The sequence below is a fragment of the Pseudidiomarina sp. CB1 genome (assembly GCF_024752025.1).
In the GTDB taxonomy this organism is placed as follows: Bacteria; Pseudomonadota; Gammaproteobacteria; order Enterobacterales; family Alteromonadaceae; genus Pseudidiomarina.
This window is the reverse complement of record NZ_JANTPU010000001.1, coordinates 1,044,189-1,064,059: the sequence shown is the minus strand read 5'-3', so window position 1 is coordinate 1,064,059 and position 19,871 is coordinate 1,044,189. Positions and strand designations below refer to the sequence as shown.

Below are 19,871 nucleotides of genomic sequence, written 5' to 3'. Positions count from 1 at the left end.
GACTCAGGATCTAGAAATGGAGTTAAGGATCGACACCATTTCGTCGGAACAGGGATGTTCGTCTTGAACCTCTGAGTTTATCCCCTCATTAATCTTAGGTATGATGCGCTAACGCTTATTAAGTCGTAAGGGTATCACCGTGTACTATGCTTCGTTTCGAGGTTTTTCATTACTAGCTTTCGTCACGTCGAGCTTGGCGCTTTCGGCTTGCTCGCCGCCACCGGTTGCCGAAGGAGCTGCTGCGCTTGATGTGGTTGCTGAAGTTAACCTACAAGACTTACCTAATCGCGATTGGCAACTGAGTGCCGGCACGTTGCAGCTTAGCTTTTGCCGCAATAAAATGAACGATGCTTTACTCGCCGACGCGGAAGATTTAAATCGCTGGCGCCTTGTGCGAGAGGCTTCAGCGTTACCAGAACGGCGTAGGTTAGGTCTCCAACAACTGGCAGCGATCTATCAAGATCATGCCATTTTGTTGTGGCAAGAGTGGGGCACGGTAAGCTCACAATCGTATCGACTCGCTGCACCTGCCGATGCTCCGCCACCATCGTTGACCGACGCTCTCGCTCGTCTGGGGCGTGATGACGCGATCTGCTATAGTGCTTTAGATAGTTCGCAGGAGGACTAATTAAATGGCTGATACGACGACGCAACACCCCACCGCAACAGCAATTACGGCAGCATTAGGTAATGCCATGCCGCTGCAACATCTTGAGGTGATTAACGAAAGTGACCGCCATGGTACGCCAACCGATGACTCTCATTTTAAATTAGTCGTGGTGAGTGAAGCGTTTACCGGTAAGCGTTTATTACAGCGCCACCGATTGGTCAATAAAGCGCTAGCAGAGCTATTAGCTGGGCCGATTCATGCGCTGGCTTTGCACACCTACAGTCCCGACGAATGGCAACAACTTAACGAAGTCCCAGCGTCGCCTGCTTGCCGTGGTGGCAGCAACTAATCAGATGTGTTTTCCGACGGTGGTCGGTTACACTGCGGCACAAGTAAAATAGAACAGGATAGAACTATGGTTATTAAACCGAAAATTCGTGGTTTCATTTGTACCAATGCCCATCCGATCGGTTGCGCGGCGCATGTGCGTGAGCAGATCGAATATATCAAGCAACAACCGCAAATAACTGCCGCTCCTAAGCGTGTTTTGGTGATCGGTTGCTCAACGGGTTATGGGCTTGCGTCACGGATTACTGCAGCTTTTGGTGCTGGCGCGGATACGCTTGGCGTGTGTTTCGAAAAAGAACCGAGCGAGAAGAAAACAGCGACAGCTGGTTGGTATAACACCGCAGCCTTTCATGACGAAGCGGCGAAAGCGGGCTTGTATGCTCATACCATCAATGGCGATGCTTTCTCTGATGAAATTAAAGAAGAAACCATTGCACGGATTAAAGCCGATCTGGGGCAAGTCGATCTTGTGGTTTATAGCTTGGCTTCACCGAAGCGTAAAGACCCTGAATCTGGTGAACTTTATAGCTCGACCTTGAAGCCGGTGGGTAAGGCTTACACCACAAAAACCTATGACACTGATAAAGATTTGGTGAAAGAAATTACTCTCGAGCCAGCCAACGACGACGAAATTTATAACACGGTCAAAGTAATGGGTGGTGAAGACTGGGAGCGCTGGTTGAATGCGCTTGATGCGGCCGGGGTGTTGGCAAAAGATGCGAAAACGACGGCTTATACCTATATTGGCAAAGAATTGACTTGGCCGATCTATGGTCACGCAACCATTGGTAAGGCCAAAGAGGACTTAGATCGTGCCGCTGCTGCAATTCGCGGCGATCACAAAGATTTAAATGTTGAAGCTTATGTTTCTTCGTTGAAAGCCTTGGTTACCCAAGCAAGCTCAGCGATTCCAGTGATGCCGCTTTATATTTCATTAATCTATGGAGTGATGAAAGAAGAGGGCACCCATGAAGGTTGTATTGAGCAAATTTATCGCTTGTTCACTGAAGGCCTTTATACCGATGAACCAAACTGGGATGCTGCGGGTCGTTTACGTATGGATGGCAAAGAAACCAATCCAGAAACGCAAGCGAAAGTAAAAGCATTGTGGGATCAAGTTACCCAAGAAAACTTTCATCAATTGGCGGACTACGAGGGCTACCATTCCGACTTTCTGAAACTGTTTGGCTTTGGTATGGAAGGTGTTGATTATGATGCCGATGTGGATCCCGTTGTGAGCTGGTCATAAGCCGACACAAATCAAAGAAATCACCACAAAAATTGTGCGGTGTAAGGTGGTAACGCACCGCACAAAAGTGCTAAAATGCCCGCCCTAGATGACTATGTACAAAATTCAGTCAGCGCAGTGAATGCTCGGCTCGTTGAGTTTCAGTGCGCTAACTATATGATTTATCAGGTTTCAGAGAGCTGCTAGTCAGCGTAACTGAAGAAAGATTCATCTTCCCTAACGAGTAGTGCAAACGCGTATGATTACGATCAAGAAAGGGCTGGATATCCCAATTACGGGAGCTCCCCAGCAAACTATTGAAGATGGTCAATCCATCACCACCGTTGCCGTTCTGGGTGAAGAGTATGTGGGTATGCGCCCAACCATGCATGTCAAGGTTGAGGACCGCGTAAAAAAAGGCCAGGTACTTTTCGAAGACAAGAAAAACCCAGGGGTTAAATTCACAGCTCCAGCTGCAGGCGTTGTTAAAGACGTATTGCGTGGTGCTAAGCGAGTGTTGCAAGCGGTAGTCATCGAAATTGATGGCGACGAGCAAGAAACATTTGCGAAGTACGACAGCAAAGAGCTTACTAACTTGGATCGCGAGAAAGTCGTCGAACAATTGAATGATTCAGGTCAGTGGGTCGCTCTACGCACGCGTCCATTTAGCCGTTCGCCGAAGCTTGACGCTGAGCCAGCAGCGATTTTTGTCAACTGTATGGATAGCAATCCACTCGCTGCCGACCCAACCGTAATCATCAACGAAGAGCAACAAGCTTTTGTCGATGGTTTGAAAGTGTTGGGTAATTTGACCAAAGGCAAGGTGTACGTCACTAAAGCTGCTGATGCAAAAGTTGACACTGGGGATGCTCAGGCGCAAGTCGAGAGCTTTAAAGGTCCTCACCCAGCTGGCTTGGTCGGTACGCATATTCACTTCTTAGAACCTGTAAGCATGAAGAAGCAGGTTTGGCATATCAATTACCAAGACGTGATCGCCTACGGGAAATTGTTCACGACGGGCGAGATCTTTACGCCACGCACAGTCGCAGTAGCCGGACCAAGTGTGACTAAGCCACGTTTGTTGCGTACCCAAATGGGCGCAAACCTGAACGAGCTGACTAAAGGCGAACTTGCGGAAGGTAAACAGCGTATTGTTTCTGGGTCGATCTTAAACGGCCACAAAGTTGACGATGCCCACCAATGGTTAGGCCGCTTCCATATGCAAGTCAGCGTGCTACCTGAAGGTGATGAGAAAGAATTCTTAGGTTGGCTCAAGCCAGGTGTGAATCAACACTCGGTGACCCGTGCTTTTGCCGGACACTTGCTGCCGAAGAAGCTGTTCGCAATGAACACATCTACCAACGGTTCTGACCGTGCCATGGTGCCGATTGGCAACTACGAGCGCATCATGCCGTTAGATATTCTGCCAACCATTTTGTTACGTGATCTGCTTTCTGGTGACACCGATGAAGCTCAACAACTGGGTTGCTTGGAGTTAGACGAGGAAGATTTGGCGCTTTGTACTTACGTTTGTCCAGGCAAGTACGAGTACGGTCCAGTGTTGCGTAATGCGTTGACCACGATCGAGAAAGAGGGCTAATCATGGGCTTAAAAAATTATCTTGAGCGGATTGAGCCAGACTTTGAGAAAGGCGGCAAGTATGAAAAGTGGTATGCCCTCTATGAAGCAGTGGCCACGATTCTCTATACGCCTGGCAAAGTAACCAAAAAAACCACCCATGTGAAAGACAACGTGGATCTGAAGCGCATCATGATTTTGGTGTGGATGATGACCTTCCCAGCAATGTTCTGGGGCATGTACAACGTGGGTAACCAGGCCTTTATGGCACTTGGTAACGGCTACGAGTTGGCAGATGTTTGGCAGGTTGGTTTATTCCAAATGCTAGGCGGTGACATGGCGAACGCAGGTTGGGGTACCAAAATGTGGTACGGCGCTTGCTTCTTCTTGCCGGTCTATGCCACGACGTTTATTGTCGGCGGCTTCTGGGAAGTCATGTTTGCGACCATTCGTAAGCACGAAGTCAACGAAGGCTTCTTCGTTACTTCAGTGTTGTTCGCACTGACCTTGCCGGCGACCATTCCACTTTGGCAAGTTGCCTTAGGTATCACCTTCGGTGTGGTCATTGGTAAAGAAATCTTCGGTGGTACAGGGCGCAACTTCTTAAACCCAGCGCTTACCGGCCGTGCATTCTTGTACTTTGCTTTCCCAGCACAAATTTCGGGCGACAAAGTATGGACCGCAGTGGACGGTTTCTCGGGTGCGACCTTGCTCGGTCAAGCTGCTATCGGCGAAAACTATTTTGCTGACATGGACATGTGGTGGAATGCCTTCTTAGGTAATATCCAAGGTTCTATGGGTGAAGTTTCAACGTTGATGATTCTTATCGGTGGTCTTGCGCTCATTTACTTCCGCATTGCCTCGTGGCGCATCGTTTCAGGTGTGTTCATCGGTATGGTCGCACTGTCGTTGTTGTTTAACACGATTGGCAGCGACACCAATACCATGTTTGCGATGCCGTGGTACTGGCACTTAGTGGTTGGTGGTTTCGCCTTCGGTATGATGTTTATGGCGACCGACCCTGTATCGGCCTCGTTTACGAATAAAGCTAAGTTTGCTTATGGCTTCTTGATCGGTGCCATGACGGTACTTATTCGTGTGGTAAACCCTGCTTACCCAGAAGGCATTATGTTGGCGATTCTGTTTGCCAATGTATTTGCTCCATTGTTTGACCACTTTGTTGTTCAGGCGAACATTAAACGGAGGTTAGCTCGTGGCTAAGAAGAACGAATCCTTAGGCAAAACGCTATTTGTCGTGATCGCCCTCTGTTTAGTGTGTGCGATCATCGTGTCTGGTGCTGCCGTTGGCTTGAAGCCTATCCAGCAGAAAAATGCTGCGCTCGATATGCAACGTAATGTATTAGATGCAGCTGGCTTGCTTGAGCCTAGCACCGACGTGGTTGCAGTCTTTAATGACCGTGTTAATACCAAGCTTATCAACCTGAACTCGTTAGAGCTGGTAGAGCAGGCGAATGGTCAGAACGCGACGAACTATGACCCTATCGCGGCAGCTAATAAGCCTGAATGGAGTACAAAGCTTCAAAAAAGTGAAGATACCGCTGGTATCGGTACCCGTGAAGACGTCACCAAAGTGTACTTCATTAATAATGAGCAGGGCGAGCTTGAGACCTTAGTTCTTTATATTCGTGGTTACGGTCTTTGGGGCACTATGTACGGCTTAATTTCATTGCAGCCGGACTTAAACACAGTTCGCAGCGTGAATTTCTATGAACATAGTGAAACTCCGGGACTGGGTGGTGAAATCCAGAATCCGAAATGGGTCGCACAGTGGTCAGGTAAAGAAATTTACGGCGATAGTAATGAACAAGTTGAGTTCGACGTAATGAAGAACCCTACCCAAGAGAACCATGATGTTGACGCACTTTCGGGTGCGACATTGACCAGTAATGGCGTCGATAATCTCGTTGAGTATTGGTTCAGCGACAAGGCTTATGGCCCATTACTTGAAAAAATTCGCAAGGGGGAGCTGAGCAATGGCTAGCAGTGCAAAAGAAATGAAAGAAGTCCTGTTTGGACCGATCTTTGCCAACAACCCTATTGCCTTGCAAATTCTCGGTATTTGTTCGGCGTTGGCAGTTACTTCGAAAATGGAAAACACTGTGGTTATGTGTATTGCACTGACCTTGGTAACGGCATTTTCGAACTTGTTTATTTCATTGATTCGGAACCACATTCCTTCGAGTGTTCGAATTATCGTGCAAATGACGATCATTGCCAGTCTGGTTATCGTTGTTGACCAAGTGCTACGTGCTTATGCCTATAGTATTGCGAAAGAGCTCTCGGTCTTCGTTGGTTTGATCATCACTAACTGTATCGTTATGGGTCGCGCTGAAGCGTTCGCCATGAAGAGCTCACCAGGCTTGTCGTTCCTTGACGGTATCGGTAACGGTCTTGGTTACTCAGTGGTGTTGCTGTTTGTCGGTTTTATCCGTGAGCTATTCGGTTCGGGCAGCCTGTTTGGCTATCAGATCCTTTCACTTGCCTCTGAGGGGGGTTGGTATCAACCGGTTGGCTTGCTTATTTTGCCACCGAGTGCCTTCTTTATCATTGGTGGATTCATTTGGATTCTGCGTACTTTCCGTCCAGAACAAGTAGAGCCGAAGGACTAAGGAGCCGATGATGGAAGCATATATTAGTTTATTTATTAAATCGGTCTTCGTTGAGAACCTTGCGCTATCGTTCTTCTTGGGCATGTGTACGTTCTTGGCGGTATCGAAGAAGGTTAGTACGGCGTTTGGTTTAGGTGTTGCGGTAATTGTTGTATTGGGTATTTCGGTACCGGTGAACAACTTGGTTTATCACAATATCTTGGCACCAGGTGCTTTGAGCTGGGCTGGTTTTCCAGACGCAGATCTAAGTTTCTTGCGTTTCTTGACCTTTATCGGCGTAATTGCAGCGTTGGTACAGATTCTTGAAATGACGCTCGATAAGTACGTACCGGCGTTGTACAACGCATTAGGTATCTTCTTACCGTTGATTACCGTGAACTGTGCGATTTTTGGTGGTGTTTCGTTCATGGTTGAACGTGACTACAACTTCACCGAAAGTATCGTCTACGGTATTGGCGGCGGTGTTGGCTGGGCACTTGCAATTGTTGCTCTAGCTGCGGTGCGCGAGAAGCTGAAATATGCAGATGTACCCGATGGCCTACGAGGTCTTGGTATCACCTTTATTTCAGTCGGTCTCATTGGTTTGGGCTTTATGTCATTCTCTGGCGTATCCCTGTAAGCACCGGTAACGAAAGCAACGGATAATTAAGAGGTAAAAGTCGATGCAAGGGCAAGAATTAACACTTATAGCGCTCGGCGTAGGCATGTTTACCGTGATCGTATTGATTTTGGTTGCGGTGATTATGTTCGCCAAATCAAAATTGGTACCTCAGGGTGATGTCGAGATTTTGATTAACGATGACGAAGATAAGAAGATCACAACCCAACCGGGTGGTAAGTTGCTAGGTGCGCTAGCTAACGCGGGTATCTTCGTATCGTCGGCATGCGGTGGCGGTGGCTCATGTGGCCAGTGTACCGTGAAAGTTCTCGAGGGTGGCGGCGATATTCTGCCAACCGAGAAAGACCACATTAACAAGAAAGAAGCGCGTGAAGGCGTGCGTCTGTCTTGTCAGGTCAACGTGAAGCAAAACATGAAAATCGAACTGCCTGAAGAGGTATTCGGTATTCGTAAGTGGGATTGTACGGTTAAGTCTAATGACAACGTAGCGACGTTCATCAAAGAGTTTGTCGTACAGTTGCCAGAAGGCGAAGAAGTCCCGTTCCGTGCTGGTGGTTACATTCAGATCGAAGCTCCACCGCATCATGTTCGCTACAAAGACTTCGATATCGAAGAGAAATTCCGTGGCGATTGGGAGCGTTTTGGCTTCTTAGACATCGAGTCAAAAGTTGATGAAGAAACGATTCGTGCTTACTCAATGGCGAACTACCCAGACGAAAAAGGCATTATCATGTTGAACGTGCGTTGCGCTACGCCGCCGCCAAACAACTTGAGCTTGCCAGCAGGTAAAATGTCTTCATACATCTTTAGTTTGAAGCCAGGTGATAAAGTCACCATTTCAGGCCCATTCGGTGAATTCTTCGCGAAAGAAACCGAAGCTGAAATGGTCTTCATTGGTGGTGGTGCAGGTATGGCGCCCATGCGTTCGCACATCTTCGATCAACTGCGTCGCTTGAATACTGACCGTAAGATCAGCTTCTGGTACGGTGCGCGCTCGAAGAAAGAAATGTTCTACGTTGAAGACTTCGATATGTTGCAACGTGAGAATGATAACTTCGAGTGGCATGTCGCACTTTCAGATCCACAACCGGAAGATGATTGGGATGGCGATACGGGCTTCATTCACAACGTTCTTTACGAGCGTTACTTGAAAGACCATGATGCGCCAGAAGATTGTGAATTCTACATGTGTGGGCCACCAGTGATGAATGCGGCAGTGATCAACATGCTTAAAGATTTAGGCGTGGAAGACGAAAACATTATGTTGGACGACTTTGGTGGTTAATTAAGTGATGACTTCATCATTACGTATGTTCTGGCTAGCCCTTATTGGGCTAGCCTTTTTCGTTTCATGTTCACATGCACCGCAGCAAATCGCGGTGTCCGGTGAGACCATGGGGACGACTTATCATATTCGCTATGTTTCTGCGAACCCGCGGCACGAACCTGACAAGATCAAAGAGCGCGTGGATGCGGTGCTTGAACAGATCAACAGTCAGATGTCGACCTATGACCCAACTTCTGAATTGTCGCGCTTTAATCAGCGCCAAACGACCGAGCCTGTAGTGGTCTCACGCTCGCTCGAAACGGTGGTACGCCGCGCGTTAGAGATAGCAGAAGAAACCGATGGCTTGCTTGATGTCACGGTTGGTCCTTTAGTCAACTTGTGGAGTTTTGGTCCACAACAGCGTCCGGAAGTTACGCCAACCGCGGAAGAGTTGGCTGCAGCGCAGGCCGCAACGGGCTACCGACATTTACGTGTTGAAAACCATCAATTGCAGAAACGGATTCCTGAGCTTTACGTGGACTTATCAACCATTGCCAAAGGCTATGGTGTCGACCGCGTAGCACGTTTACTCGAGCAGATGGAAATCCAAAATTATTTGGTCGAGATCGGCGGTGAAATGCGCATGAGAGGGGTTAAGCCAGGTAACAAACCGTGGCGCATAGCGATTGAAAAACCAGATAATACCCAACGTGCGGCGCAACGTATCATTGAACCCGGTAATAACGCGGTCGCAACCTCTGGTGATTACCGTAATTACTTTGAACAAGATGGTGTGCGCTATTCGCACATTATTGATCCGCGCACGGGTAAACCAATCCAGCATAACCTTGTCTCAGTAACAGTGCTGGCAGAGACGTGCATGGATGCTGATGCTTACGCCACCGCATTGACGGTGATGGGGCCCGAGCAAGCACTAGCGTTTGCTGAAGAAAAGGGGCTTGCCGTACTTTTGATCGCACGTGAAAACGGTGATTTTAAAGAGTACACTAGTACCGCGTTCAAACCTTATTTGCAGTAACCTAGGAGGTCCGCATGGGATTATTCTTACTTGTTTTCGCCATCTTTTTGGTGGTGGTGTTAGCCATGTCGGTTGGGTTCATTGTGCAGAAGAAATCAATCTCGGGTAGCTGTGGTGGTATTTCAGCGCTCGGTATGGATAAAGCTTGCGATTGCGATGAGCCGTGCGACGACAAAAAAGCGCGTATGGCAAAAGAAGAAGAGTGGCAGAAAAACCGTATTCACTAATACCTTCATAAACCAATAAAAAAAACTGAGGTTGTAGCAGTTACCATGGTCACGCCTGTACAAATACGTCCAAAAGCCGATGAAATTTACTTAGACTGCAACGCTACGACACCGGTGCTGGCACAAATTGCACAGGCTGTTTCGCACACCATGGAGCAGGTCTTCGGTAACCCGAGTAGCAGTCACATCACCGGTTTGCAAGCGCGCTATATTCTCGACAATGCACGTCGTTTGGGACGTGAGGTTATTGGTGCCCCGCGCGGTGAACTGGTGTTTACTAGTGGTGCGACCGAAGGTATTCAAACTGCAGTTCTTTCAGCGCTCACCGATGCCAAGACGCAAGGGAAAACCGCCGGCAAGTGGCTACTTTTCGGAGCTACCGAACATAAAGCTGTACCGCAGGCGTTGGCGCACTGGAACAAGCTACTGGATACTCAAGCAGAGCTGAAAGCCATCCCAGTGGATCGGAATGGTTTGCTTAATCTTGATTTTATTGAAGCACACGCACCTGACGCATTAATGATCTGCACCATGGCAGTGAATAATGAAACGGGTGTGCGTCAGGACTTAGCCAAACTCGAACAAGTGATTCGGCGTCATGCGCCACAAGTTCCGTGGATGGTTGATTGTGTACAAATGCTAGGTAAAGGCGACCTAAAACTTGCTGAAACGAGCATCGATTATGCGCCTTTTAGTGGGCACAAGCTGTATGGCCCGAAAGGGATCGGCTTCCTCTATGTGCGTGAGCAACGCCCTTTTACGCCACTCATTATCGGTGGTGGTCAGGAACAGGGCTTGCGCTCCGGAACTGAAAATTTGCCTGGCATTGCGGCCTTGCATACCTTATTTGAATTGTTGCTCGATCAAACGCAACAGGTGTTTAAACCATTAGCGACGTTACACAGCTACCGTGATCAACTACTCGGGGCACTACGCGAGGCTTTTCCGACACTAGAACTCAATCACGCACTCGAATACTCAGTGCCGACCACGTTAAATTTCTCGGTACGCGGTGTGCCATCGCGTGACATCATGGATGTGTTTGATGCGGCGAATATTCGCGTGAGTTCGGGTTCCGCGTGCAGTTCCAAAGTTACCCGAAGTTTTGTACTTGATGCGATGGGGCTTGAAGATTGGCGTTCCCAATCCGCGGTGCGTTTGTCTTTCGGCCCAGCGACTGAACAGCAAACGATTGATGCGGCATGTATGCGTATTAAAGAAGCTGCGCAGGCGTTACGGCACTCTTGCTTGTTGGTCAGTGATACCAACGAAGATTTTGATAGCGAATTGGATGGTGTGGTACAGCTCAGATTCGACGCGCAATGTTGCTACTTAATCATCGATCGACAGGCTCGCGAGATGGCGGTGATCGATCCAGTGCCACAGCTGGCTGAGCGCATCGAGAAATTGGTGGAATGCCAACATTACCGAGTTAAAGCGGTGGTTACCACTGAACAGCAAGGTGCGCAGAGCACCGCGGCGATGCTTGCACAGATTGTTTGTGCCAGTGGTTGTGATGCTGAACGAGATAATGTCGGATGGCCATTGCATGCCCAAGCCGATTGTCAGGCACCACAAGGTTGTGTATTGCCGACGAGTGGTTGCTTGTTGGTTGGCAACCGACGTTTATATCGCGTGGGTAGCCGTCAACCGATTTTCTTATTGAGCTCACCGATTGCTCCCGAAAGCCAAGCGCAAGTTGACTTCGCTTTTGTGGGTGAGCAAGCATCGGTGGAACTGTTACAGCAAGCAGTAAGCGCGCAAACGCTGCTGTGTGGCAAATGGGATGAAGACTTTGCAATAGCTGAGCAACTTGCTGAGTTAACGAACGAAGCGTGCGGCTGCGATTTAGTGGACATTCCGCCTGAACAGCAACAAGAGTGGCTCAGCCGCCCTGAAACACTAGTGGTGGACGTGCGTGAACAACAAGAGCATCAAGTAACGCCGCTCGATTTACCTGCACAGGTTATGAGCGTGCCGTTAACACGCTTGATTCAGTTCATTTATGAGCATCGCGGCGACTACGCACAACGTCCGATTGTGTGTCTCTGCCGCTCAGGGCATCGCAGTGCCGTGGCGGCCCGCGCTCTCAGCCGGTTTGGCTTTTGTAATGTCAGTCATTTAACCGGCGGTATGGCGCTGTTGGGCTAAATTAATTTTGCGGTACGTCAAGGCGTGCCGCATAACCATCCTTACCTACCAAAAAGCACGTATCTTGGTTGCAAACACTGTTCCAAACGTTGGCTTCAGTGAGAACCTGCCATGTCTCGCTGGCACTCGTGGGAAGATACGCCACGCCCGCAGGGTTACTAACAATTAAGCCCTTGTTAGGCGTCACCGTGAGGCTGTATAAGGCGCCTGCAAGAGGAGGCTCTGCCAATGGCGTAAAGTCGCCATCTTTATACTCGACAATACGCGGCCGACGCTCGGGATGATTGAGATCACCGCCCACGAGTAAGGCATGTTTTTCTGAGAATGGCCAAACACTCGCGATACCGGCGCTCGGGCCTGCGACGATTGGCGTGTCGATGGCTTTAAAGCGAATCCCAAAGCTACTTTTAATCAGCATTCGTGCAGTACTCGCGTTGGCGGTGCCTATTGCCCAGACGTTATTACGAAAGCGCACACAGCCACCGCTGGCGGCCAAACCGCCTTCGGCACCTTGCGGAGGGCCGTCAATAGCATTGCGTGAGGGGAGCCAGTTGCGGCCATCGGGACTCCGCACCAGATCCCATTGGCCATCAATACTGTCGCCATAGACCCAAATTTCATTGCGCGAAGGCGAAATAGCCAAACAGTTCAGAAATTGATTGCCACCGGCACGAAAGCTTAACTGCCAGTCACGGCCACCGTTGCTGGTGTGGTAAACGCGCGAGTCCCCGTTATTACCTATACTAAGCGCATAGGCATGGCGGTCATCGAGCGCTTCGATGTCACGAAATTGCAAGTCATTTGAGGTTGGTTGGCTGTATTGCCAAGTGTTACCGCCATCGATACTGCGGCCAATCGTAGCCTTGCTGCCACTGATCCAAACCACGTCAGGACTGGGGCTACTAACTCCAATCCAGTTGATGTCGGGACGTGTGGCCAACACTTGTACATCGATCGCCAAAGCCAATAACGCACTGCTGACTAGCATAAATTTCCCGTTCGTTTAAAGTCTTCGTCCTACGATAAACTAACCTATCGCCGACCACAACGCTTATTGCCTATTGAGCTTTACGCGTTGTAGGCGGAGCGCATTCAGTACCACCGAGACCGAACTAAGCGCCATTGCCCCACCAGCTAACCAAGGGGCGAGCAAGCCAGAGGCGGCAATAGGAATACCTATAACGTTATACGCGAACGCCCAGAATAAGTTTTGTCGTATATTACGAACGGTTAAGCGACTCATTTCTAAGGCATGTGCTAAACCGTTCAAGTCAGCCCGCATCAGCGCAATATCCGCCGCCTCAATGGCGACGTCTGTGCCCGTGCCCATGGCAATCCCAATGTCGGCTACGGCAAGGGCCGGAGCGTCATTGATGCCGTCACCGACCATGGCAACCGTAGCTCCAGTCGCCTGTAACTTTTTAATATGATTCGCTTTATCTTCCGGCAAAACCTCAGCGATGACATCATCAAGGCCTAGCTCTTGGGCAATAGCCTGAGCCGTATGGTTATTGTCACCGGTTAACATGACCAGCTTGAGGTCACGTCGACGCAGCGCTCGCAGGGCTTCCTTACTGGTGCTACGGATCGTGTCAGCGACCGCTACGTAGGCCCGTAGCTCACCGTCGATAGCGATCGCCATGGCGGTTTTGCCCTGTGTTTGCAGTTCGCGAAGAAGCTGCTGGGCATGGTCATTTACATGTACACCTTGCTCTTCTAACAAGCGCAAGCTGCCAATGAAAACCTCATAGGTGTTGTCATGGTAGGTTGCCTTGGCACTGACGCCTTTGCCTTGATGCGCATTAAATTGTTGTATCTGTGGGGCGTCGGTTGCTCGATCATCATCGGCTAAATGCGCAACAAGACCGTTAACAATGGCTTGTGCGAGCGGGTGTTCTGACTGTTTCTCTAAGCTGTGCACAAGGGTTGCGACAGTCGCTTGTGGTAACGCTTGGCTGAAGAGGCCAAAGTCAGTAAGTTTCGGCCGCCCCTCGGTGAGGGTCCCGGTTTTATCAAATACGATGGTGTCAACGGCTTGCGTGCGTTCCAGCACATCGCTTTGTTTGAATAAAATACCGGCCTGCGCAGCGCGGCCAGAGCCTGCCATAATCGACGTTGGTGTGGCGAGTCCAAGGGCACAAGGACAGGCAATGACCAGCACTGCAACGGTCGCCTCGAAAGCTGAACGCCAGTCGCCAGGAGCTAAGAAGACAATCCAAGTCAACATGGTAAGCGCGGCAATCACCAAGACGGCAGGAACGAAGATGCTCGCTACGCGGTCAGCTAAGCGTTGGATTGGCGCTTTTGAGTTTTGCGCCTGTTCGACCACTTGAATAATTTTGGCTAATGCGGTTTCCGCACCGACTTGTTTTACTTCAACGCGCAGAAAGCCGGTCGTGTTCATGGTGCCGCCCATAACCATGTCATCGTCATGTTTGGCGACAGGCATGCTTTCACCCGTTAACATCGACTCGTCGATCGCCGACTCACCGCTGATAACCTTGCCGTCAGTAGGGATCGATTGTCCCGGACGTACATGAATGACGTCGCCTACCTTAAGGTCGGCAACAGCAACTTCTTCCGTATCACCGCTTGCGAGTTCACGTAAAGCGCGTTCCGGCTGCAGCTGCAAGAGCTTTTGAATCGCGCTGGACGATCGACCTTTGGCACGAGCCTCAAACCACTTACCTAAGAGAATCAGAGTAATAAGAACGGCACTGGTTTCAAAGTAAAGTCCTTCGTGCGGGTGGTAATCTGGCGCAAACCAAGCAAGGTAGATACTGTAAAAGTAGGCTGCCGAGGTGCCGAGTGCAACGAGTACGTCCATATTCGCGGCACCGTTGCGCAGCGCATGATAGCTCCCGCGGTAGAATTGCCAACCCATAATGAATTGCACCGGGGTGGCGAGCGCCAATTGCAGCCATGGACTCATTAACCATGCGGGAACCGGAATGCCCGAAGTCCAATTGAAATGACCGAACATCGTGTAGAGCAGCGGCAGTGAAAGTATTGCTGCCGCTAAGAATTTAAAAAATTGAAGCTGTTGCGCATCGTCGCGCTGGTCTTCGGAGCTACTTTGGCTACGATCAATCAGTTGCGCGCTGTAGCCGGCATCTTGTACGGCAGATAGAAGCTGCTTGGGTTGTAATCCGTCCCCTGTAACAGCGGCTATTTCCGACGCGAAGTTAACGTTGACATTGGTCACACCGTCACAGCTTTGTAGTGCTCGCTCAATACTCTTTGCACAGCCAGCGCAGCTCATGCCGAAAAGTTGTAATTGCAGCGTTTCTGTAGCCATTTTGTTCTCCCTTAATGAGTATTAGCGTTTTAACAAGCGCTCAATGGTGACATCAAGTTCTTCGAGCACACTGTCATCGCCGTCACGCAAACGCGCCTTCACACAACTATGCATGTGTTGACTAAGAAGCTTTTTTGCAACCCCGTTGAGCGCCGCTTGTACTGATGCAACCTGCATAAGGATATCATCACAATAAATGTCGTTATCGACCATGCGTTGCAAGCCGCGCACTTGCCCCTCAATGCGACTAAGGCGTTGGCTGAGATTCTTTTTAAGAGAATCAGGATGAGGTGTAACGGTTGTTTTCATCGAAGCATCTCCATCAGTTGATGTTAATAATCTATACCCCAGTACCCTATATGTCAACTAAGAAAACACGCCAACTTTTCAAGCGGCGTGTTCGTAGGTTACTGCGCGTCTAGTGATTGGCCATTGACGTCAAGGCTAGCGTCGCTCATTAAATACAGATAGGTCGGCATGATCTCGGCGGGCGTTTTCAATTTACTTCGGTCTTCTGCAGGGTAGGCCCGTGCCCGCATCGAGGTGCGAGTGGCACCTGGGTTGATGACGTTGATACGAATGTTGCTACCTTCGTATTCGTCGGCCATAACTTGCGCCAATCCTTCGGTGGCAAATTTACTCACCGAGTAGGGGCCCCAGAATGCACGACCTTTGCGGCCAACACCTGAGGAGGTAAAGACAATGCTGGCATGCTCAGCTTTCTTCAATGCTGGCATGAGTGCTTGGGTCATCAGGAATTGCGCAGTAACGTTCACCTGCATCAAATCATGCCAATTGCCATGATCGATGTGCTCGAACGGCGAGAGTACGCCAAGCAAACTAGCGTTGTGTAAGAGCCCGTCAAGATGACCAAACTGTTCGACAATAGTTGCACACAGCCCTTGGTAGTGGGTGAATGTTGCGCCTTTAAGGTCGAGTGGCACAATCGCTGGCTCGGCGCCACCCGCGGCAATGATGTCATCATACACCGCTTCTAATTTACTGACGGTGCGGCCTAACAAGATGACGGTTGCGCCGGCTTTAGCAAAGGTGAGAGCGGCTTCTTTACCAATACCATCGCCAGCCCCCGTCACTAAGATCACTTTCCCTTCGAGGCTGTAGTCTGCTACGTTGTCGTTATGCATTTTGCTCATTTTCGGCTTACACTACTCGTTAAATGAATGATTGGCTCAAGTTTACTGGTTTTTATCTAGATTCTCAGCTGTTGCCGAGAAAATCTTGAAAAATACTTTCAACTTGGGCCGCAGCGGTGTATAAAATTTTGTTAAGTGTGTCTCTTGTCCTACCAGTTAGAAAAAGCGATGATAGGCAAGATAAACAAAAGCATCCGTAGGTGCTCAAAACATAACAACACGAACAAGGATTGGGGAAGCCTCATGAAAAAACTCTTGCTTGCAACGGCGATTACCAGCGCCTTTACCCTAGCCGGTTGTGGCAGTGGTGACGAAGCGCCACAAAGCGAAACAGTCGATTTTCAAGTCAACGCTACACGGGTAGTGTTTGACCCAAGCAACGGCGCAGTGCCGGTGCCTTCAAATATTCTTTTAAGTGGTAGTGTCGATGGAACGTTGAACATTCCAGTCGCAGATCCTACCGACAATGCAAATCCACAAGTAGCGCTAAACGGCCTTGACGGCTGGGGTACGCACTCAACGATGACCTTTAGTTTCTCGTTGCCAGAAGATGAAAATGGTAACAAAATCGCTGTTGACGCGGCTTCCCTTGAAGCTGCTGGCAGTGTGCGGGTTTTTGAAACGATTATGGGCGGTTCAGCGGTAAGTCCTGAGTGTGCTGCGGCTAGTCCTGCGGCAACTTGTGCCGTCGCTGGCGAGTTGACGCATGGTGTTGACTTTATTGTTCGTGCTACAGGACCTGATGGCGTTGCTGTCATTCCTCTGAAGCCACTGAAGGCTAAAACGGGTTATGCGGCGGTTTTGACCAGCAACATCCAAGATGAACTTGGCCGCGATGTTCGTCCGTCTCAGACCTACGGTCTCATGAAGCGTGATGCGGATACCGATCCAGTATCAGGCGATGCGTCTGGTGTTGGCTTACAGCGTTTGATTAATAGTCACGAGGCAGCACTGGATGCATTTGGTGTTGCGAAAGAAGATATCATCTACGTATCAAGCTTTACTACCCAGTCAGTTAATGACGTATTTGGTGCAATTAAAGGCTTGATGGCACAGCAGTTCTCGTCTGGCGCTGGCCCTGCATTAATGGCGCAACCGACAGGGATGACGGTCGGTGATGCGTTAGTCGCTGCAGGTCGCTTGCAAGCCAACCCACAAGACCCTGCATATTTAGCTGCCTCTTCGGCAGTATTGTACCAAGGTCAAGTTACCTTGCCTTATTACCTACCAGTGCCTACAGCTGAAGATCAGCAAGCACCGTTGAATGGTCGCTGGCAAGCAATGTGTGATAGCCCTGCATCGATTCTTGGTGCTGTAGGCGCGGGAGCGCTACCAGCAGAAGCGATCGACCCGATGGCGTTTGAAGATCCTTCACGCTTGCTACCACCATACAACTGTTATGACTTCCCAGGCATTGACGAAGAACGTCACTTGACCAAATACAACCCTGTTCCTGCAACCACTACTGCGATGGACATTCCAGCAGTAGTTACCGTGCCAGACGTGAACATGGCAAACATGGTACGCGCTGCACAAGGTCTAGACCCATTGAGCGAACCCGCAAATGGTTGGCCGGTGGTGATCTTCCAGCATGGTATTACTGGTGAGAAGACCAATGCGTTTGGTATTGCCGGAACGCTAGCGGTGATGGGTTTCGCAACAGTGGCAATTGACCATCCGCTGCATGGCGATCGTGGTTTTGGTCCGATTAACGCAACGACGGGAAGCCCGACTGCTTACATGAATCTTGGTAGTTTGTTGACTGCTCGAGATAACTTGCGCCAGTCAATCTCTGATTTGCTCGGTTTACGGTTAAGTCTCAATGCTGCGCAAGGCGCTCCGCTCAATGGTCAAAACGTTTTCTTTGTGGGGCATTCGCTTGGTGCGATTGCTGGTACAGGCTTTACCGCTATGGCAAACGAACCGATGAGTGGTCAGCTTGCTCCGGCATCGGCTCTGTTTAAAGTTAATGCAAGCTCATTGATGGCGCCGGGTGCGAGTGTTGCCAACTTCTTGTTAGCATCGAACTCATTTGGCCCAGTCATCAAAGGTCAACTTCTTTATGCTGCGAATGCCGATTTTGCCGCTGCCGTGAATGGCGCTGCGCAACAGGCTGGCATCTCACCTAGCTCGCCAGAGTTCCAAGGTTTGTTGGTGCAGGTTTATACGCAGTTCTGGTCAGGCTTAAGTGCTGCTGAGCAAGCACAGATTAACGGTGTGTTTGAGCAGTTTGCCTTTGCTGCGCAGTCGGTGATTGACTCTGCGGACCCGATTAACTACGCAGCGCAGGCGGTTGGTAACGACAGCCCGATTCACTTGATCGAAGTGATTGGTAATGGCGCTGAGTTCTTACCGGACCAAGTTATTCCGAATGCGGTTGAAGGCAAACCTTTGGCCGGTACAGAACCGTTGATCTCGGCACTTGAATTACCGACCATCACGCAAACAACTGCAAGCACTGATGGTTCGAAGATTTCGGGTGCAGTTCGCTTTATCGAAGGTAGTCATGGTTCGATTGTCGATCCAAGCGCCTCGGCAGCAGCGACGATGGAAATGCAGTTGCAAGCGGCAGGTTGGTTTAGCACCAATGCAACGGCAATTCCGGTAAGCAATCCTGCAGTGATTCAGCAATAACCTGTATACTGCTTACAGATGAGTTTCAAAGGGCCGCTCGTCGGCCCTTTTTTATTGCCATTGTGAAATAAGAGCATGAGGACACTATGGAATTTCTTTTAGAAATCGCAGACTTTGTGATCAAGGCAGCCATTATTATTTTGGCCTTTGGCTTAATGGTCGGCATCATCGCCAACGCCGCACAGCGTCAGCGCAAGCATTCAGGTGAGTTGCAAGTGCGCAACTTATCGAAGCAGTTTCGAAAAATGGCGCAAGCCATCGAGCACGAATTACTGAATAAAAAGCAACTCAAACAGGCGCAAAAGGACGAGAAAAAAAGCGAGAAAGCGCAAAGCAAAGAGAGTAAAGAAGACGCAAAGCGCGTATTTGTGATTGACTTCAAGGGCAGTGTGGATGCGCATGAGGTTGACCACTTACGCCGTGAAGTGAGTGCAATTATCGGCGCTGCAAAAGCTGAAGATACAGTCTTTATGCGTCTTGAGAGCCCCGGTGGAGTAGTGCATGGGTACGGCCTAGCTGCTGCTCAACTGCAACGTTTACGTACCGCTGAACTTAAACTCGTTGTGAGTGTCGATAAAGTAGCAGCCAGCGGAGGTTATATGATGGCCGCTGTAGCTGATGAAATTGTTGCTGCGCCGTTTGCTATTATTGGCTCGATTGGTGTTGTCGCTCAGCTACCTAATTTTCATCGCTGGTTAAAGAAACATGACGTTGATTTTGAACAGGTGACAGCCGGCGATTACAAGCGCACGCTTTCATTATTTGGTGAAAATACCGATGCAGGTCGACGTAAGTTCAAGGAAGACTTAGAAAACATTCATGCTCAATTTAAACAGCATATTGGTCAATATCGTCCGCAGGTAGATCTTGAAAAAGTTGCGACAGGGGAATACTGGACGGCGCAGCAAGCGAAGGAATTTGCCTTGGTTGATGCGATTTCAACGAGTGACTCTTGGTTACTTGAGCGCGCTAAGGATCAAACCATTGTGCAGGTGAGCTATCACGAGAAGCGCCCATTAGGTGAACGGATCGGAAAAAACGTCACCGCCGTATTGATGAGTATTCGGGAGTTTCTTAGTAAATCGTAA

At 49.6% G+C, this 19,871-nt stretch carries 18 protein-coding genes; 14 read left to right on the top strand and 4 right to left on the bottom strand.

The window, feature by feature from the left end:
* Nucleotides 1–139: 139 nt before the first annotated feature.
* The 12 genes from NV375_RS05190 to NV375_RS05135 all read left to right on the top strand — a co-directional run bounded on the left by NV375_RS05190 (nt 140) and on the right by NV375_RS05135 (nt 11,697).
* On the top strand, nt 140–628 hold the full coding sequence (locus NV375_RS05190; protein WP_258807213.1) for a hypothetical protein: 489 nt from the start codon (nt 140–142) through the stop codon (nt 626–628).
* 4 nt (nt 629–632) lie between these two features.
* Nucleotides 633–959, top strand: a complete 327-nt coding sequence (locus NV375_RS05185) for a BolA family transcriptional regulator (RefSeq protein WP_258807212.1) — start codon at nt 633–635, stop codon at nt 957–959.
* A gap of 66 nt (nt 960–1,025) precedes the next feature.
* Entirely contained in the window at nt 1,026–2,207 is a 1,182-nt protein-coding gene (gene fabV, locus NV375_RS05180; RefSeq protein ID WP_258807211.1) for an enoyl-ACP reductase FabV, read from the top strand.
* 238 nt (nt 2,208–2,445) lie between these two features.
* Nucleotides 2,446–3,786, top strand: coding sequence for a Na(+)-translocating NADH-quinone reductase subunit A (locus NV375_RS05175; RefSeq protein ID WP_258807210.1), 1,341 nt, complete (start codon nt 2,446–2,448; stop codon nt 3,784–3,786).
* 2 nt (nt 3,787–3,788) lie between these two features.
* Complete coding sequence (locus tag NV375_RS05170; RefSeq protein ID WP_258807209.1) at nt 3,789–4,985, top strand: NADH:ubiquinone reductase (Na(+)-transporting) subunit B; 1,197 nt, start codon at nt 3,789–3,791, stop codon at nt 4,983–4,985.
* Nucleotides 4,978–5,766 (top strand): Na(+)-translocating NADH-quinone reductase subunit C, encoded by a 789-nt coding sequence (locus NV375_RS05165; RefSeq protein ID WP_258807208.1) that lies wholly within the window; start codon nt 4,978–4,980, stop codon nt 5,764–5,766. Before NV375_RS05170 ends, NV375_RS05165 begins: the two co-directional genes overlap by 8 nt.
* Nucleotides 5,759–6,394 (top strand): NADH:ubiquinone reductase (Na(+)-transporting) subunit D, encoded by a 636-nt coding sequence (locus NV375_RS05160; protein ID WP_126771130.1) that lies wholly within the window; start codon nt 5,759–5,761, stop codon nt 6,392–6,394. The genes NV375_RS05165 and NV375_RS05160 overlap by 8 nt, the downstream gene beginning before the upstream one ends.
* Before the next feature lie 10 nt (nt 6,395–6,404).
* Complete coding sequence (gene nqrE / locus NV375_RS05155) at nt 6,405–7,013, top strand: NADH:ubiquinone reductase (Na(+)-transporting) subunit E (protein WP_126772722.1); 609 nt, start codon at nt 6,405–6,407, stop codon at nt 7,011–7,013.
* A gap of 43 nt (nt 7,014–7,056) precedes the next feature.
* Nucleotides 7,057–8,298: an NADH:ubiquinone reductase (Na(+)-transporting) subunit F gene (nqrF, locus tag NV375_RS05150; protein WP_258807207.1), complete on the top strand. Its 1,242-nt coding sequence runs from the start codon at nt 7,057–7,059 to the stop codon at nt 8,296–8,298.
* Between the two features lie 7 nt (nt 8,299–8,305).
* Nucleotides 8,306–9,319: an FAD:protein FMN transferase gene (locus tag NV375_RS05145; protein ID WP_258807950.1), complete on the top strand. Its 1,014-nt coding sequence runs from the start codon at nt 8,306–8,308 to the stop codon at nt 9,317–9,319.
* A gap of 14 nt (nt 9,320–9,333) precedes the next feature.
* On the top strand, nt 9,334–9,546 hold the full coding sequence (gene nqrM, locus NV375_RS05140; protein ID WP_126771126.1) for a (Na+)-NQR maturation NqrM: 213 nt from the start codon (nt 9,334–9,336) through the stop codon (nt 9,544–9,546).
* A gap of 45 nt (nt 9,547–9,591) precedes the next feature.
* Nucleotides 9,592–11,697: an aminotransferase class V-fold PLP-dependent enzyme gene (locus tag NV375_RS05135; protein WP_258807206.1), complete on the top strand. Its 2,106-nt coding sequence runs from the start codon at nt 9,592–9,594 to the stop codon at nt 11,695–11,697.
* Nucleotide 11,698: 1 nt separating this feature from the next.
* Here the strand turns inward: NV375_RS05135 and NV375_RS05130 are convergent, their stop codons facing one another.
* From NV375_RS05130 to NV375_RS05115, 4 genes are all read right to left on the bottom strand, one after another.
* Nucleotides 11,699–12,685, bottom strand: a complete 987-nt coding sequence (locus NV375_RS05130) for a hypothetical protein (protein WP_258807205.1) — start codon at nt 12,683–12,685, stop codon at nt 11,699–11,701.
* A 63-nt stretch (nt 12,686–12,748) separates the two neighbouring features.
* Complete coding sequence (locus tag NV375_RS05125) at nt 12,749–14,995, bottom strand: cation-translocating P-type ATPase (protein WP_258807204.1); 2,247 nt, start codon at nt 14,993–14,995, stop codon at nt 12,749–12,751.
* Between the two features lie 21 nt (nt 14,996–15,016).
* Nucleotides 15,017–15,304 carry a metal-sensitive transcriptional regulator gene (locus tag NV375_RS05120; RefSeq protein WP_258807203.1) on the bottom strand — a complete coding sequence of 96 codons (288 nt, stop codon included), beginning with the start codon at nt 15,302–15,304 and terminating at the stop codon, nt 15,017–15,019.
* 98 nt (nt 15,305–15,402) lie between these two features.
* Nucleotides 15,403–16,140, bottom strand: a complete 738-nt coding sequence (locus tag NV375_RS05115; protein WP_405035616.1) for a YciK family oxidoreductase — start codon at nt 16,138–16,140, stop codon at nt 15,403–15,405.
* A gap of 252 nt (nt 16,141–16,392) precedes the next feature.
* Here NV375_RS05115 and NV375_RS05110 point away from each other — a divergent pair, with 252 nt between their 5' ends.
* Nucleotides 16,393–18,783, top strand: coding sequence for a VolA/Pla-1 family phospholipase (locus NV375_RS05110; protein WP_258807201.1), 2,391 nt, complete (start codon nt 16,393–16,395; stop codon nt 18,781–18,783).
* 86 nt (nt 18,784–18,869) lie between these two features.
* Nucleotides 18,870–19,871 (top strand): protease SohB, encoded by a 1,002-nt coding sequence (gene sohB, locus NV375_RS05105; protein WP_258807200.1) that lies wholly within the window; start codon nt 18,870–18,872, stop codon nt 19,869–19,871.